Raw genomic sequence first — 14,882 nt, forward strand, 5'->3', positions numbered from 1 at the left:
TGAGCAGAAAAGAAGCGCCGCGGGATTTTCCGTATGGCGCTTCTTTTTTGCTGCTTTCGATACCCTGCAAAATTGGGCGTGCAGATTGCAGGAACGATGTTTCAAACACATGCTATGTTATTTTGATCCATGCACAAAAAACGCCTCTGAATCCAAAACGTTTCAGAGCGTTTTTTATATCATTCTAAGCATTATTTTGCAGCGATAAACTTCTTTGCAACCAGTGTCTCTGCACAAAGTACTGCTCCGCCTGCTGCGCCGCGGACCGTGTTGTGGGACAGACCTACGAATTTCCAGTCGTAGATGGAATCCTCTCTTAAACGGCCTACGTTGATTCCCATACCGTTCTCGTAGTTGACATCCAGTGTTACCTGCGGACGGTTATCTTCTGTCATGTAACGGATGAACTGTTTCGGTGCGCTTGGCAGATTCAGCTCCTGCGGAAGGCCTTTGAAGTTCTCCAGTTTTTCGATCAGCTGCTCTTTCGTCGGTTTCTTGCGGAATTTTACGAAAACAGCTGCGGTGTGTCCGTTTAATACCGGAACACGGATACACTGACAGGTGATCTTCGGCTCAGTTGCTTTTACGATCACGCCGTTTTCAATTTTACCCCAGATACGAAGCGGCTCCTGCTCGCTCTTCTCTTCTTCTCCGCCGATGAACGGGATGATGTTTCCTTCCATCTCCGGCCAGTCTTTGAAGGTTTTTCCTGCTCCGGAAATTGCCTGGTATGTGGTTGCAACCACTTCATATGGCTCGAACTCTTTCCATGCCGTTAATACCGGTGCATAGCTCTGGATTGAGCAGTTCGGTTTTACAGCGATAAAGCCTCTCTTGGTTCCCAGACGTTTTTTCTGAAACTCGATAACATCGAAGTGCTCCGGGTTGATTTCCGGAACTACCATCGGAACATCCGGTGTCCAGCGGTGTGCGCTGTTGTTGGAAACAACCGGTGTCTCGGTCTTTGCATATGCTTCCTCAATCGCTTTGATCTCATCTTTCGACATATCAACAGCGGAAAATACAAAATCTACGGTAGATGCCACATGCTCTACATCATTTACATTCATCACAACGAGCTTTTTCACTGCTTCCGGCATTGGAGTATCCATTTTCCAGCGTCCGCCGACTGCTTCCTCATATGTTTTTCCGGCACTTCTCGGACTTGCTGCCAGGGTCACAACTTCAAACCACGGATGGTTCTCCAGCAGAGAAATAAATCTCTGTCCTACCATACCGGTTGCTCCTAAAATTCCTACTCTCAATTTCTGCTCCATTGGTTTCATCTCCTTGTTCTTCTGTGGCGTACATTTGTGCGTCTCATGTCATACTATACCAATTTTTTCAAAATTGCAACTGTTTTTTCAATTTTCCTGTAAATATTTTTTATTCTGCTCGATGACAGCCAGCATCGCATCTGCTCCCGGCGCACCGATCGTGTTGCGTCGTTCTACGCAGTTCTTCATGCTGATGGCATCATAAATATCATCCTCGAAGACCGGGCTGATCGCTTTGTACTCTTCGAGTTTCATATCATCAAGGGAGATTCCTTTGTCAATGCAGTACAGAACGAGACGGCCGACAATGCCATGTGCATCGCGGAACGGAACGCCTTTTCCAACAAGGTAATCGGCTGCGTCCGTTGCATTCGTGAAACCGTTCTTTGCACTGTTCTCCATGCGGTCTTTTTTGAAGTGCATGGTAGAAACCATGCCATTGAACAGAGCCAGGCATCCTTTTACGGTGTCGATGGCATCGAAGGTCAGCTCTTTATCCTCCTGCATATCTTTGTTGTACGCCAGCGGGATTCCCTTCATGGTGGTGAGCATTGACATCAGAGCTGCGTAAACGCGGCCTGTTTTTCCTCGAACAAGCTCTGCGATATCCGGATTCTTTTTCTGCGGCATGATACTGCTTCCGGTGCTGTATGCGTCGTCGATGTCCACAAACTGGTACTCATTGGTATTCCAGATGATGATCTCCTCGGAGAAGCGGGAAAGATGCATCATAATCGTAGAAAGAGCACTGAGGAGCTCGATGACATAGTCACGGTCGGATACGGAATCCATGCTGTTTAAGGTCGGGCCGTCAAAGCCGAGCAGCTCTGCGGTGTAAGCGCGGTCCAGCGGATACGTCGTTCCAGCCAGCGCACCGGAACCGAGCGGACAGTAATTCATTCTCTTGTAGATGTCTGCAAGGCGGCCTCTGTCGCGGCGGAACATTTCAAAATATGCGCCCATGTGATGTGCCAGTGTGATCGGCTGTGCTTTCTGCAGATGGGTGAATCCCGGCATATAGGTGTGAATGTTCTCTTCCATGATTTTTTCGAGTGTTACCAGCACCTCTTTGACGAGTGCATCAATCTCGGTGATCTCATCGCGGACATAAAGTTTCATATCGAGAGCTACCTGGTCATTGCGGCTTCTTCCGGTGTGCAGCTTCTTTCCGGCGTCTCCGATGCGGTCGATCAGGTTTGCCTCCACGAAGCTGTGAATATCCTCATATTCGCTGGTGATTTCCAGTTTTCCGCTCTCTACATCGGCAAGAATGCCTTCCAGTCCTTCCAGAATCTGGTTTCTCTCCTCTTCTGTCAGGATGCCCTGTTTTGCCAGCATCTTTACATGTGCCATGCTGCCTTTGATGTCCTGTTTATAGAATTTCTGATCAAAGCTGATGGATGCATTAAAATTATACACTAACTTGTCGGTCTCTTTTGTGAACCGTCCGCCCCATAACTGTGCCATTTTCATTCCTCTTTTCCTGTAAGTTTTTTAAATTATCATGCATTATTATACAAGCATCCAACCTCCCTTTGCAAGTCAAATCACCTACTTTCCCGAATTTCGGCGTTTTGTGTAGTTTTTTTCCAGCCAGCCCAAGATGCCGTACAATCCTGCCGCAACGAGGCAGAGGATCAGGATGGACAGGATTACCCAGTCAAGTCTGAACAGATTTGCCCACCTTTTTGCGGCAGAGACGCTCGTCAGCCGCCCGATTTGCCGCTATCCAGAGCTCTTCAGAGACGATAGCAGGAATTTTCCCCGCATAGACGTACTGCCCGCCCGGCGGTGTAGGGAGCGTTTTTCCGGTGTTAAAATCGTAATGCTTCTTGTTCATGACTACGGTGCCTTTATTCATGGGATTCCGCACCATGCGGATAATGTCTGTTCCAGAGAATGGTTTTCCGGCGCGGCTGCGGACGCCCTCCGCTGCCAGAACCGCCGCAATTTTCCGTCCGCCGAGACCGTCTGCACAGAGTTCGTACATACGGCGCTTCACTGCGGCCTCCTCCGGGATGATCTCAATCGCTCCGTCTGCCGTCCGCCGGTAACCATAACTTTTTGAGGTCAGCACCGGCTTTCCATTATTCTGCTGCCGTTTCTGGTGCGCCAGATTCATCTTCTTGCTCAGCTCCCGGCTGTACTCCTCCGCCAGAATCGCCTTAATGCCGGTCAGAAGCGCGTCTTCCGGCGAATAGAATGTGTTCTCCAGATAAAAATACAGCCGCTTTCCGGCGCAGTTTAAGCGGTCTGCGAACAGATACCAGTCCCGCGTGTTCCGCATCAGGCGGTCCTGTGACTTGATTACGACGACATCAAACCGGTTCTGCTCGAGATCCTCGTACAGGCGGTTATATTCCCATCTGCCCTTCCGGCTCGTACCGGAGCGGCTCTCCACGTAGGCATCCACAAGCCTCCATCCTCTTGCCCGGATTGCCTCTTCCGCCTCCGCCGCCTGCCTTACCAGCGCATCCTTCTGGTTTTCCTCCTCGGTGCTGCACCTTGCATAATAAACCGCACGCAGTTTCTCCTCTTCCATCTCCTGTCTCACTTTCCAGATGCTTCTCTTTACTATATAGAAAAAAGGACCGGAAAGTTCCGACCCTCTTTTTGTAATTTCTTTTTAAGGATTGCACCGTCCGCACGGCTCATAGCCTTCGGCGATCAGATCCTCGCGCGGTCCCTGATATGTCGCCTTGTTTTCATCCTTAATCGAGTTGACGCTGGAGCATGACGGCAGGTGGAATTTCATGCTGGATGTGTTCATGACATATTCCTGCTGATCCGTCATCGTTCCGCTGCTTTCGCTTAACGTGCTGTCTCCCGTTGCATAATTAATCGAGATGCCCGGCTGATTGTTGTATGCGAAGATATGGAAGGAAATGCCCTCGCCGTCATCTTCCATGGAAAGTGCCTCCATCTCCACACCGTCCGCTACAAGGTCGTCCCCGGTAAAAATTGGTGTAACGCGGTACAGCACATGGTTTCCGGTCTCTTTGACGTAGTCGGCAACCATGTTTTCAAACGGCAGCATGCCCTCGACATTCAGATAACGTGTTCCAGTGATCAGATTCTTCTCGTTTGCATTCTCACCGGTCAGCTGGTATCCGATCAGATGGCAGCGGTTGTACAGATATTTACCTTCCACCTGATCGTATTTTACCGTATGCCAGCCCGTCGGCTTTACCTGGCCGATCGCGCCGCGCTTCTCCGTCGGCATCAGATCCTGGCCGATATTCGCCTCTGCCACGCCGCACCGTCCCAGGCTGTCCAGATCGCTGTAATGCTCGTACGACTCGGTCGTCTTTTCCTCATCGGTAAAATCCGGCTCATTTCCGTTTAAAACGACATACGGTTCACCGGAAAACTCCGGAACATCAAGAACTGAAACAGCCGTCGGTGCCTGATCGGTAATCTGGGATTCCGTCATCGTATAAGCGGCCGTAACCTCCGAACCGGAATCTGCTCTCTCCGTCGAGAGAAGATCCTGCGCCTCACAGCCGGTCAGTATCAGAACAAGAAGCGCCGCCAGCAGCAGAAGCTGTTTTCTTGGTTTTTTCATTTCTCATATACCTCTTTCGTTATTTTCTCATGGGAATAGCCTGCAAACTCCTCCTCGGACACTTTATTCCATTTGGAAAGATCCAGGTCGAATTTCCGGTCAGACGGATAATGCCGGTTCCACCAGAAAACGATGATTTTCTCTATCTTCGCTTCCACAGCCTGCAGTCCCGTATTCTCCACAAAGCAGTATTCTCCTTCACCTGCCTGCTCCAGAAAATCTGCCGCCGCCTGAAGTGTTACCTTCCCACTCTCCTTCTGCTCCGCGAACAGCTTTTCCGAAGCCGGATTCATCCAGAGCGTTTTCCCCTCACACAGTTCGCAGATTTTTTCCGTTACCACGCGGTCCCGCGAAACGCGTCGTCCGCCAAACTGCATTCCTCTTCGTTCTTCCAGACATACGATTCCAATCATCTGTCATCCTCCCTTCTCTTGCGTGTGCATATCTGAACACCTGACTGCCGTAGATAATCAGATAGCCAAGCCCCTCTCTTGCCCCGATAAACTCTCCGATTACAACACCGACGAGGCACAGGCCGATGTTGACCTTCCACACGGCGAGCAGCCCCGGAAGCGACCACGGCAGCACGACGCGGAACAGCATATCCTTCTTCGTTCCGCCGAGTGTTGCAATCAGGCGGAGCATATCCGGCTCCACACCCTGAAAGCTGCTGTAAATGCTGATCACCGAGCCGAATATCGCAACGGAAATGCCGGCCGTGATGATCGTTTTCACGTTTGCCCCCATCCACACAATGAGAAGCGGGGCGAGCGCCGATTTCGGCAGGCTGTTCAGGACTACCAGGTACGGCTCCATCACCGCAGAAAAGCGCGGAAAGAGCCACAAAAGCACAGCGAACGCCATGCCAAGTGCCGAGACGAGCAGAAAGCTGATTCCCGTCTCATACACCGTGATCCCGATATGGCGCAGAAGGTTCTGCTCCGTCAGCAGGGTCACGAACGTTTTTCCCACCCGCACAGGGCTGGAAAAGATAAACGGATCGATCCATCTCAGATCCGCCGCCACCTCCCATAATACCAGAAAACTGACGAGAAGCAAAGCCCGAAACACCCGCACCTGCTCCCGTTCTCTTTTTTTCTGCCGGAGATACGCCCTCTGAAAGCTGCTCTCCGGCGTTTTTGCCTGCTCACGCATTTTCATTCAGCTCCTTCCAGATGGCATTGAAATACGTTTTAAATTCCGGCGCACTGCGCGCTTTCATCGGCGTGCGCTCCTCCATCGCAAACCGGATCGGAATCTTTTTTTTCACATATGCCGGCCGTGCCGCCAGAACAATCACACGGTCCGCCATGCTGATGGCCTCCGAAATATCGTGTGTCACGAGAATTGCTGTCTTTCCCTCTTTTTTGATGATCTTTCCGATATCATCACAGACGTTCAGCCTCGTCTGGTAGTCGAGAGCGGAGAACGGCTCGTCAAGCAGCAGAAGATCCGGCTCCATCGCCAGTGTACGGATCAGTGCCGCCCTCTGCCGCATACCGCCGGAAAGTTCGGACGGACGGGCATTGGAAAAGGATTTCAGGCCGTATGTCTCCATCATCTCCCCGACTTTTTCTTTCCGCTCGGGTGTCAGCGTGCGCGAAATCTCAAGGCCCAGCAGAACGTTGCTGTAGATGGTCCGCCATTCAAACAGGTGGTCTCTCTGCAGCATATAGCCGATATGGAGATCCGCCTCCGTGATCGGCCGTCCGCGGCTCAGCAGAGTTCCCGCCTCCGGCTTTAAAAGACCGGAAATCAAGTTCAGGATCGTGCTCTTTCCGCAGCCGCTCGGTCCGACAAGAGCAACAAATTCCCCCGGGTTTACCGAAAAGGTCAGATCGCACAGCGCCGGTGTTTCTCCTTTCATGGTGTGATAGGACAGTGATATATGCTCTAATGACAGGATTTGATCATCCATTTTTTTGCATCCTCCTCTATCTATAAGATATCATATGCAGCTTGCATCCCAGCCGCGCTGAGGCTATAATAGAAAGGATTGAAAGATACCAGGAGGTTTGAAGATACATTATGGCCAATAAAAGAAATTACCAGAAGGAGCTGGATGCGAAGATTGCAGGACTTCACGGTGAAGTTCCGACCTTGCTGCTGCACAGCTGCTGTGCGCCGTGCAGCAGTTACGTGCTGGAATATCTGTCGCAGTATTTTTCCATTACGCTCTTTTACTATAATCCCAACATCTATCCGCCGACGGAGTACGAGCACCGCGTGGAGGAACAGCAGCGTCTGATCCATTCTCTTCCCGCCGTGCATCCGATTTCCTTCTGCCCCGGCCCGTACGATTCTGACCGGTTCTATGAACTGACACGCGGGATGGAAAATGTGCCGGAGGGCGGCGAGCGCTGTTTTGTCTGCTATGAAATACGGCTCCGCGAAGCGGCCGAAATGGCAAAGCAGCTCAAACTCGACTATTTTACAACAACCCTCTCCATCAGCCCGCTGAAAAACGCGGAAAAGCTGAATGAAATCGGAGAACGGCTTGCCGCCGAATACGGGATCCCATATCTCAATTCAGATTTCAAGAAACGGGGCGGCTACCAGCGTTCCATCGAACTTTCCCATGAATACGGCCTCTACCGCCAGGACTACTGCGGCTGCGTCTTTTCCCGCCGGGAACGCGACGCACGGGTGGCAGCACAGGAAAATGGCAACAGCTGATGTGCTCTTTGAAGTGCCCGGCCAAAAGCTCCGTCAGGATATGCTGTACGAACTGATTTTCCTGAAACTTGTAACAGCAAACGCCCTTTGCAGCAGATCTTTTTCCTGCAAAGGCGTTCGTATTTCTGTCATATTTCTCATGATACCAGAAAACCCGCAGAACCTTACGTCCTGCGGGTTTCTAAAGAATAAGCCGAAAATCAGATTCGAACTGACGACCCCTTCATTACGAGTGAAGTGCTCTACCGGCTGAGCTATTTCGGCCTGTGAAATTCATTTCCTGAATGACACAATCATTATTATACCGTATTTTTTTGAAATTGCAAGCATTTTTTTGAAATTTATGAATCTTTTTCTAAAATTTGTTCCGCCCCACTGATTTCCCGCCGTTTCCATCCCTGTTGTTTTCACCTCCCTGGCGCAAATTTTATGCATAAACTTTGTCCTTACTTTCAAAATTAAGGAAAACCATCCCTTTTCCTTATAAAAATTAATGTATTTTGAAAGAAAAGCATTGACAACCGCCAAAAAAGTAAGTATAGTTTTTAACTAAAGGAAGAAAGGGGCTGTTGTCATGACCATGCAATACGATAATCTGGAAGACAAGCTCAGTCAGCTTGTAGAGTATACGAAAGATTCCGGAAAGATTGATTTATCTTTATACACTGAGTACGATGTAAAACGGGGACTGCGTGATTCCACTGGTAAAGGTGTTCTCACCGGCCTGACCGAAATTTCCGATGTTATCGGCTTCGATATTGATGAGCGCACCGGCGAAAAAGTTCCGACCGATGGCCGTCTCTATTTTCAGGGCTATAACGTCGCTGATCTGATCAAAGGTATGGAAGGACGACGCTTCGGTTTTGAAGAGATTACCTATCTTCTTCTGTTCGGTTCTCTTCCGACAGAACCGCAGTTAAATGATTTCAACGAAATTTTAAGTATCTACCGCGAGCTGCCGGACACTTTTGTCCGCGACGTTGTCATGAAGGCAACCAGCAAAAACATGATGAATACTCTGCAGCGCTGTGTGCTGACCCTGTATTCCTACGACGAAAAGCCGGATGACATTTCCATTCCGAACGTCCTCCGCCAGGCTTTGAGTCTGATCGCCAAAATGCCGCTGATCGCCGTTTACGGCTACCATGCATACCGCCACTACCACGAAAACCAGAACCTGATCATCCGAAATCCGAAACCGGAGCTGTCGATGGCTGAAAACATTCTGCAGATGCTTCACCCGGATGGAGAATACACTGCTCTGGAGGCAAAGGTTCTCGATGTTGCGTTAATTCTTCACGCAGACCACGGCGGCGGAAATAACTCAACATTTACGACACACGTTGTCTCCTCCTCCGGAACCGATACCTACTCTGCTGTTGCGGCTTCTTTAAGTTCCTTAAAAGGACCGCGCCACGCGGTGCCAACTTGAAGGTTATGGAGATGTTTGAAAATATTGAAGAGAATGTTACAAACTGGGAAGACGAAAACGAACTGCGCACCTACCTGACCAAAATGCTTGATCGTGAAGCATTCGATGGAACTGGTCTTGTCTATGGTATGGGCCATGCTGTTTATACCCTGTCCGATCCACGTTGTGTGATTCTGAAAGAATATGCAAAAAAGCTTTCCGCTGAGAAGCACCGCGAGAAAGAATTTGCTCTCTATGAGTCTGTAGAACGCATTGCCGGCGAGTGTATCGCCAAAAAGCGCCGTCTGCTCAAACCAGTCTGTGCAAATGTTGATTTCTACAGCGGTTTCGTCTACGCAATGCTTGGCCTTCCAAAAGAGCTCTACACCCCGATCTTTGCTATCTCCCGTATCTCCGGCTGGTCCGCACACCGGATCGAAGAGCTTGTCAACGAAGGAAAGATCATCCGTCCGGCTTATAAATATGTCGGTCATCATCGTCCGTACGTTGCCATTGAAAGAAGAACCCCAAGAAAGACTTCCCACAGTTTTTCAAATAACTAAAAAATTATGCGAAAAGGACACCTGCCCCGTACCGTTCTGGTATCGGGCAGGTGTCCTTTTATTGCCAAGTGATCTCTCGAAAAACCCGCGGAGCGTGCTTCTCATGGTTATAAACAAAACTCTGCGTTATACCCGGATCTTTGTTCCCTTGGTATCTCGTTTTGCCAGCTTAATCTTCGCTGTCAGAGAAATCTCTTTGTCGTGATACGTGATCGTGTAATCCATCCGGCTTGCCAGCAGATACGCATGCTCTACCGCGTCGTCCTCTGCCATACGGATACCACGCACACCAACGGCTGCTTTTTTCTTCTCCGGCACTTCACTCGTAAGGAAGCGCAGGAAGACACCGTTTTTCGTCTGCAGAACCACATACTCCTGCTCCTGGCAGACCTCGGCAAGAATCAGACGGTCCTCCTCGGATGAAAGCTTCGTCGCCGCGATCGTTCGTTTTACGACATCAAACTCGGATCCATCGACAAGTTTTACCATACCGGCCGCGCTGACGAACAGCAGCTTATTGTTCTTGATATTTTCCAGTGCATCGACGTAAATCATCTGCTCCTTCTGGCTGCTGTAATTTCCAAGGTTGTCGATCGGCGTTCCCTTGTCACGGAATCTTCCATACGGGATGTCCATTACTTTGATGCTGTGCATCATGCCAAGATCCGTAAAGACGCAGATCTTATCGGTGTTTTTGCACTGGAACACATATTTGTTCTCGTTGTGCACAGCCTCTTTGTTCCGCTCGTAAGCAGACGTATCGATCGTCTTCGCATAACCGAAGCGGTCCATCAGGAAGACAACATCCATCTCCTCGACCTTCGGCTCCTCAAGAACAATCGCCTCAGCATTTTCAATCGCCGTTTTCCGCTTGTGGCCGTACTCTTTTTTTATCTGCGTCAGATCTTCCATAATAACTTCCGACATCGAGTCGTAATGATTTAAGATATCCTCGTACTTCGTAATCTTCGCCACAGTCGCCTCATGATCTTTTAAGAGTGCTTCCACTTCCAGTCCGATCAGTTTCTGCAGACGCATCTCCAGAATCGCCGTTGCCTGGCGTTCCGTAAAGCAGAGCTGTGCTGCCATACGCTCACTTGACTTTGATTTGAAGCGGATACCATCGGTCACACCCATAATCAGACACTCTTTGACCTGCTTCTGTGTCTTGCTTCCGCGCAGGATCTCAATGATCAGATCGATCACATCGCATGCCTTGATCAGACCTTCCTGCACCTCGCGACGCTCCATCTCTTTGCGGAGAAGGTTCTGGTATTTGCGGGTTGCCACTTCAAACTGGAAATCAACGTGATGCTCGATCACCTGTTTAAGGCTTAACGTCTCCGGTCTTCCATCTGCCACGGCGAGCATGTTGACACCGAACGTATCTTCCAGACGTGTTTTCTTGTACAGCAGATTCGTGATCCGCTCCACATCCGCGCCTTTTTTCAATTCGAGCACGATGCGTGTTCCTTCTTTCGAAGACTGGTTGGAAATGTCGACAATTTCCGGCGCTTTCTTGCTCTCCACAAGCCCCGCCACATCGTTCAGGAACTTTCCGATGTTCGCACCGATCATCGGGTACGGAATTTCGGTGATCACAAGATACTGCTTTCCGTTTCTGCCTTTCTCCACTTCCACTTTTCCGCGGATTTTAATTTTTCCGACACCTTTTTCGTAGATCGACAGCAGGTCATCCTGATTGACGACAATACCGCCGGTCGGGAAATCCGGTCCTTTGATGTATTTCATCAGACCTTTGACAGTGATGTCGTTGTTTTTCATGTAGGCCTTGACCGCATCCACAATCTCACACAGGTTGTGCGGCGGAATGCTTGTTGCCATACCGACAGCGATACCGTCTGCGCCATTCAACAGAAGGTTCGGCACGCGCACCGGCAGAACAGACGGCTCTTTTTCCGTCTCGTCGAAGTTCGGTACGAAATCGACAACGTCTTTGTCGAGATCCTTTAAATAGACCTCCTGTGTAATTTTCTGCAGTCTCGCCTCGGTGTATCGCATTGCAGCGGCACCGTCACCCTCAATCGACCCGAAGTTTCCGTGACCGTCCACAAGCGGCTGCCCTTTTTTGAAATCCTGTGCCATTACGACAAGAGCATCGTAAATGGAACTGTCGCCGTGCGGATGGTATTTACCCATCGTATCGCCGACGATACGCGCGCACTTTCGGAACGGCTTGTCGTACTGGATGCCGAGCTCATACATGTCATACAGAGTACGGCGCTGTACCGGCTTTAAACCGTCCCGCACGTCCGGAAGCGCTCGGGAAATGATGACGCTCATCGCATAATCAATATAAGATTTCTGCATGACCTCAGAATATTCGGTCCGTATAATCTGATCTTCTGATTTTTCTTTCATCTTCCTTTGTCCTTCCTGTTAAATATCCAGCTCTGCATCGGTTGCATGCTCATAAATAAATGCTTTCCGCGGCGGAACCTCGGTTCCCATCAGTACTTCCGTCACATCGGAGGCCATACGGGCATCCTCGATCTCCACACGCTTCAAAAGTCTCGTCTCCGGATTCAGTGTCGTCTCCCAGAGCTGCTCCGGGTCCATCTCGCCAAGACCTTTGTAGCGCTGCAGCGTAAATTTTTCTTTGTGTGTCTTTCTGTATTTTTCCAGTGCTTTGTCGTCGTACAGATACTCTTCTTTTCCGCGGGACGGCATTGCCTTGTAAAGAGGCGGCATCGCGATATAGACATGTCCCTCGTAGATCAGCTCCGGCATGAAACGGTAGAACAGTGTCAGCAGCAGCGTTGAAATATGCGCACCGTCGACATCGGCATCTGCATGATGATAATTTTATCGTAACGGAGCTTTGTGATATCGAAGTCGTTGCCGTAACCCTCGGAAAAGCCGCAGCCGAATGCATTGATCATGGATTTGATCTCGGCATTTGCCAGAACTTTATCAATAGAAGCCTTCTCTACGTTCAGAATCTTACCGCGGATCGGCAGAATTGCCTGGAAATTACGGTCACGCGCCGTCTTTGCGGAACCGCCCGCAGAATCTCCCTCGACGATAAAGATCTCGCACAGCGACGGATCCTTTTTCTCGCAGTTTGCCAGTTTGCCGTTCGTATCAAACGAATATTTCTGCTTGGTCAGCATATTCGTCTTGGCTTTTTCTTCGCTTCTGCGGATTTTGGCAGATCGCTCAGCGCAGGCAAGAACATTTTTCAGCACTTCGAGATTGCGGTCGAAATACAGCGGAATCTCCTCGCCCGTTACTTTTCCGGCGGCCTTTGCCGCATCCGGGTTGTCCAGCTTCGTTTTTGTCTGGCCCTCGAACCGCGGATCCGGGTGCTTGATCGAAATAACAGCGGTCATACCGTTTCGGATATCCGATCCCGTAAAGTTATTGTCTTTTTCTTTTAAGACACCGATCTCTCTGGCATAGCTGTTCATAATCGTCGTAAAGGTCGATTTGAAACCGGAAATATGAGTACCGCCCTCAGCGTTGTAGATATTATTACAGAAGCCGAGCACGTTTTCCTGGAATTCGTTGATATACTGGAACGCACATTCTACGGTAATGCCCTCAGATTCCCCTTTGAAATAAATCGGATCGTGGATTGCCTCTTTGTTCTTATTCAGATCACGCACAAAACCAACAATGCCGTCCGGCTCGTGATACGTCAGGTGCTCCTCTTTTCCATCGCGCAGATCGGAAAAATAAATGGTAAGCGCCGGATTCAGATATGCAGTCTCATGGAGACGACTTTTGACCTCTGTTGCGGAAAAACGTGTTTTCTCAAAGATTTCCGGATCCGGCAGGAAGTTGATGCGGGTTCCGCTGTTCTTCGTTTTTCCGATCTTCGGCAGCAGCCCATCCTCATCGAGTTCCTGTACGGCAACACCTCGTTCGTAGCGGTCGTGGTAAACCCAGCCGCCGAGGCTGACCTGTACGTCAAGATAGGTGGAAAGCGCATTGACAACCGAAGAACCGACACCGTGCAGACCGCCGCTTGTCTTGTACGCATTGTTGTCGAATTTACCGCCGGCGTGCAGGGTTGTAAAAACGAGACGCTCCGCCGGAACGCCTTTTTCATGCATTCCGACCGGGATTCCGCGGCCGTTGTCGGTCACGGTCGCCGAGCCGTCTGCTTCAAGTGTTACGTGAATGGTGTCGCAGTAGCCCGCAAGATGCTCGTCCACCGCATTGTCTACAATTTCATAAATCAGATGATTCAGGCCTTTCCGCGAGGTACTTCCGATATACATACCAGGGCGCTTACGCACTGCTTCGAGACCTTCCAGCACGGAAATACTGCTGGCATCATACGTTTCTTTTTTTGGCATAACTGTTCTATCCTCACTTATGTGTTACTGTCTTTTTCTTTTAAAAATACTTCTGTCTGTCCCATTTTGGGGCACAGTATTTTATTATATCATTTTTCTTCCCGGAATAGCAAGATTTTCTTTAGAAGAAAGAATCTCCTCCGTTCATCAGCTCCTTAAAAGAAGTCACGTAGCGGTCTGCTTCCTGCTCCATCTTTGCGCGGTTTCCTTCCCCGCTTCTGTCATACACGCCCACAGCCGCAAATCCGCCCATTTTGGCGCCGCGGATTCCCGCTAGGATATCTTCATATACCACACACGTTTCCGGCGGAAGAGACAGCTTTTCAGCCGCTTTCTCGTAGATATCCGGAAAGCCCTTGCCGCGCTTTACTTCCGAGACGGTGACAAATGCTTTAAAATACTCATAAATCCCATTTCTCTTTAAGGCCGGCTCATACAGCTCCGGGCTCGATGAGGTAGCAACCGCCATGCGGATTCCTTTTTCTTTTAAATAGCGGAGATATTCTGCTGCCCCGTCTTTTAACTCCACTTCATACGTATAGGCGTCGACCGCCATCTGATGCCACTCCTGAATCAGCTCTTCCGGCGTTTCCGGAAAGCCGAACCGTCTGATCGTGTAGCGGGCAGCCTCCAGAAAGCCGAGCGGTGTAATCGCCTCCTGATAATCCGGCGGAACCTCAAGTCCTCTCTTCTTTAAAAATGCAATATCGATGTCATCCCAGACCCGCATCGAGTCGAGCAGTGTTCCGTCCAGATCAAAAATGGCTCCTTTGTACTGTTTCATTTGTCTTCTCCTTCTCCATTCTACTCTTTTTTCTTTCCTTTTAGAACGTATTTCTGTTTTTTCTTAGAACATTTGTTTGTTTCATCATACCATAACTGGCAAAAAATGCAAGTAAAATGCGAATTTCGCTACTTTTTGAAATTTTTTAAATTTTTTTCAAAAAAAACACTTGCATTTTCTCCAGACATCGTGTATTATAAGCGAGTACGGTTCGTTGGTCAAGAGGCTAAGACGTCGCCCTCTCACGGCGAAAACAGGGGTTCGATTCCCCTACGAACTGC

The 14,882-nt window shown here is 49.6% G+C and carries 11 protein-coding genes, 2 tRNA genes and 2 pseudogenes; 4 read left to right on the forward strand and 11 right to left on the reverse strand.

Annotated elements, in window-relative coordinates:
- The first annotated feature begins 33 nt into the window (after window positions 1–33).
- Window positions 34–126 (forward strand): DUF6783 domain-containing protein, encoded by a 93-nt coding sequence (locus DXA55_RS19475; protein ID WP_416388070.1) that lies wholly within the window; start codon window positions 34–36, stop codon window positions 124–126.
- 65 nt (window positions 127–191) lie between these two features.
- On the opposite strand, the gene asd is transcribed toward DXA55_RS19475, so the two are convergent.
- The 7 genes from asd to DXA55_RS01230 form a co-directional block, all read right to left on the reverse strand.
- Window positions 192–1,277 (reverse strand): aspartate-semialdehyde dehydrogenase, encoded by a 1,086-nt coding sequence (asd, locus tag DXA55_RS01200; RefSeq protein ID WP_022463016.1) that lies wholly within the window; start codon window positions 1,275–1,277, stop codon window positions 192–194.
- 87 nt (window positions 1,278–1,364) lie between these two features.
- Window positions 1,365–2,744 (reverse strand): argininosuccinate lyase, encoded by a 1,380-nt coding sequence (argH, locus tag DXA55_RS01205; RefSeq protein ID WP_117812856.1) that lies wholly within the window; start codon window positions 2,742–2,744, stop codon window positions 1,365–1,367.
- A gap of 193 nt (window positions 2,745–2,937) precedes the next feature.
- Window positions 2,938–3,831 (reverse strand): recombinase family protein, encoded by an 894-nt coding sequence (locus DXA55_RS01210; RefSeq protein WP_055228577.1) that lies wholly within the window; start codon window positions 3,829–3,831, stop codon window positions 2,938–2,940.
- Window positions 3,832–3,903: 72 nt separating this feature from the next.
- The gene (locus DXA55_RS01215) at window positions 3,904–4,842 is read right to left on the reverse strand and encodes a DNA/RNA non-specific endonuclease (RefSeq protein ID WP_117812833.1); all 939 of its coding nucleotides are present in this window, start codon (window positions 4,840–4,842) and stop codon (window positions 3,904–3,906) included.
- Complete coding sequence (locus tag DXA55_RS01220) at window positions 4,839–5,255, reverse strand: hypothetical protein (RefSeq protein WP_055217698.1); 417 nt, start codon at window positions 5,253–5,255, stop codon at window positions 4,839–4,841. Before DXA55_RS01220 ends, DXA55_RS01215 begins: the two co-directional genes overlap by 4 nt.
- Window positions 5,152–6,003, reverse strand: coding sequence for an ABC transporter permease (locus DXA55_RS01225; RefSeq protein ID WP_242998327.1), 852 nt, complete (start codon window positions 6,001–6,003; stop codon window positions 5,152–5,154). Before DXA55_RS01225 ends, DXA55_RS01220 begins: the two co-directional genes overlap by 104 nt.
- Window positions 5,990–6,760: an ABC transporter ATP-binding protein gene (locus DXA55_RS01230; RefSeq protein ID WP_117812834.1), complete on the reverse strand. Its 771-nt coding sequence runs from the start codon at window positions 6,758–6,760 to the stop codon at window positions 5,990–5,992. Before DXA55_RS01230 ends, DXA55_RS01225 begins: the two co-directional genes overlap by 14 nt.
- Before the next feature lie 110 nt (window positions 6,761–6,870).
- On the opposite strand from DXA55_RS01230, the gene DXA55_RS01235 reads away from it, so the two are divergent.
- The gene (locus DXA55_RS01235; RefSeq protein ID WP_117812835.1) at window positions 6,871–7,518 is read left to right on the forward strand and encodes an epoxyqueuosine reductase QueH; all 648 of its coding nucleotides are present in this window, start codon (window positions 6,871–6,873) and stop codon (window positions 7,516–7,518) included.
- A gap of 191 nt (window positions 7,519–7,709) precedes the next feature.
- Here DXA55_RS01235 and DXA55_RS01240 read toward each other — a convergent pair.
- A tRNA-Thr gene (locus DXA55_RS01240) sits at window positions 7,710–7,782 on the reverse strand.
- A gap of 310 nt (window positions 7,783–8,092) precedes the next feature.
- On the opposite strand from DXA55_RS01240, the pseudogene DXA55_RS01245 reads away from it, so the two are divergent.
- Window positions 8,093–9,492: pseudogene (locus DXA55_RS01245) on the forward strand (citrate/2-methylcitrate synthase).
- Window positions 9,493–9,618: 126 nt separating this feature from the next.
- On the opposite strand, the gene DXA55_RS01250 reads toward DXA55_RS01245, so the two are convergent.
- The 3 genes and pseudogenes from DXA55_RS01250 to DXA55_RS01260 all read right to left on the reverse strand — a co-directional run bounded on the left by DXA55_RS01250 (window position 9,619) and on the right by DXA55_RS01260 (window position 14,601).
- Window positions 9,619–11,874 (reverse strand): DNA gyrase/topoisomerase IV subunit A, encoded by a 2,256-nt coding sequence (locus DXA55_RS01250; RefSeq protein WP_117761589.1) that lies wholly within the window; start codon window positions 11,872–11,874, stop codon window positions 9,619–9,621.
- A gap of 18 nt (window positions 11,875–11,892) precedes the next feature.
- Window positions 11,893–13,817, reverse strand: a pseudogene (locus tag DXA55_RS01255) (DNA gyrase/topoisomerase IV subunit B).
- Between the two features lie 121 nt (window positions 13,818–13,938).
- A complete protein-coding gene (locus DXA55_RS01260; RefSeq protein WP_117812836.1) occupies window positions 13,939–14,601 on the reverse strand; it encodes an HAD family hydrolase in 663 nt (220 codons plus the stop codon).
- 208 nt (window positions 14,602–14,809) lie between these two features.
- Between DXA55_RS01260 and DXA55_RS01265 the strand changes: the two genes are divergently transcribed.
- Window positions 14,810–14,881 (forward strand) — tRNA-Glu (locus DXA55_RS01265).
- The last annotated feature ends 1 nt before the right edge of the window (window position 14,882 follow it).

The sequence above is a fragment of the Blautia sp. OF03-13 genome (assembly GCF_003460685.1).
Taxonomy (GTDB): domain Bacteria; phylum Bacillota; class Clostridia; order Lachnospirales; family Lachnospiraceae; genus Fusicatenibacter; species Fusicatenibacter saccharivorans.

Coding starts and splice junctions, on each gene's coding strand:
- DXA55_RS01225 (WP_242998327.1), bottom strand. CDS start 6,003: ATGAAAATGCGTGAGCAGGCAAAAACGCCGGAGAGCAGCTTTCAGAGG.
- asd (WP_022463016.1), bottom strand. CDS start 1,277: ATGGAGCAGAAATTGAGAGTAGGAATTTTAGGAGCAACCGGTATGGTA.
- DXA55_RS19475 (WP_416388070.1), top strand. CDS start 34: ATGGCGCTTCTTTTTTGCTGCTTTCGATACCCTGCAAAATTGGGCGTG.
- DXA55_RS01235 (WP_117812835.1), top strand. CDS start 6,871: ATGGCCAATAAAAGAAATTACCAGAAGGAGCTGGATGCGAAGATTGCA.
- DXA55_RS01260 (WP_117812836.1), bottom strand. CDS start 14,601: ATGAAACAGTACAAAGGAGCCATTTTTGATCTGGACGGAACACTGCTC.
- DXA55_RS01220 (WP_055217698.1), bottom strand. CDS start 5,255: ATGATTGGAATCGTATGTCTGGAAGAACGAAGAGGAATGCAGTTTGGC.
- argH (WP_117812856.1), bottom strand. CDS start 2,744: ATGGCACAGTTATGGGGCGGACGGTTCACAAAAGAGACCGACAAGTTA.
- DXA55_RS01215 (WP_117812833.1), bottom strand. CDS start 4,842: ATGAAAAAACCAAGAAAACAGCTTCTGCTGCTGGCGGCGCTTCTTGTT.
- DXA55_RS01250 (WP_117761589.1), bottom strand. CDS start 11,874: ATGAAAGAAAAATCAGAAGATCAGATTATACGGACCGAATATTCTGAG.
- DXA55_RS01230 (WP_117812834.1), bottom strand. CDS start 6,760: ATGGATGATCAAATCCTGTCATTAGAGCATATATCACTGTCCTATCAC.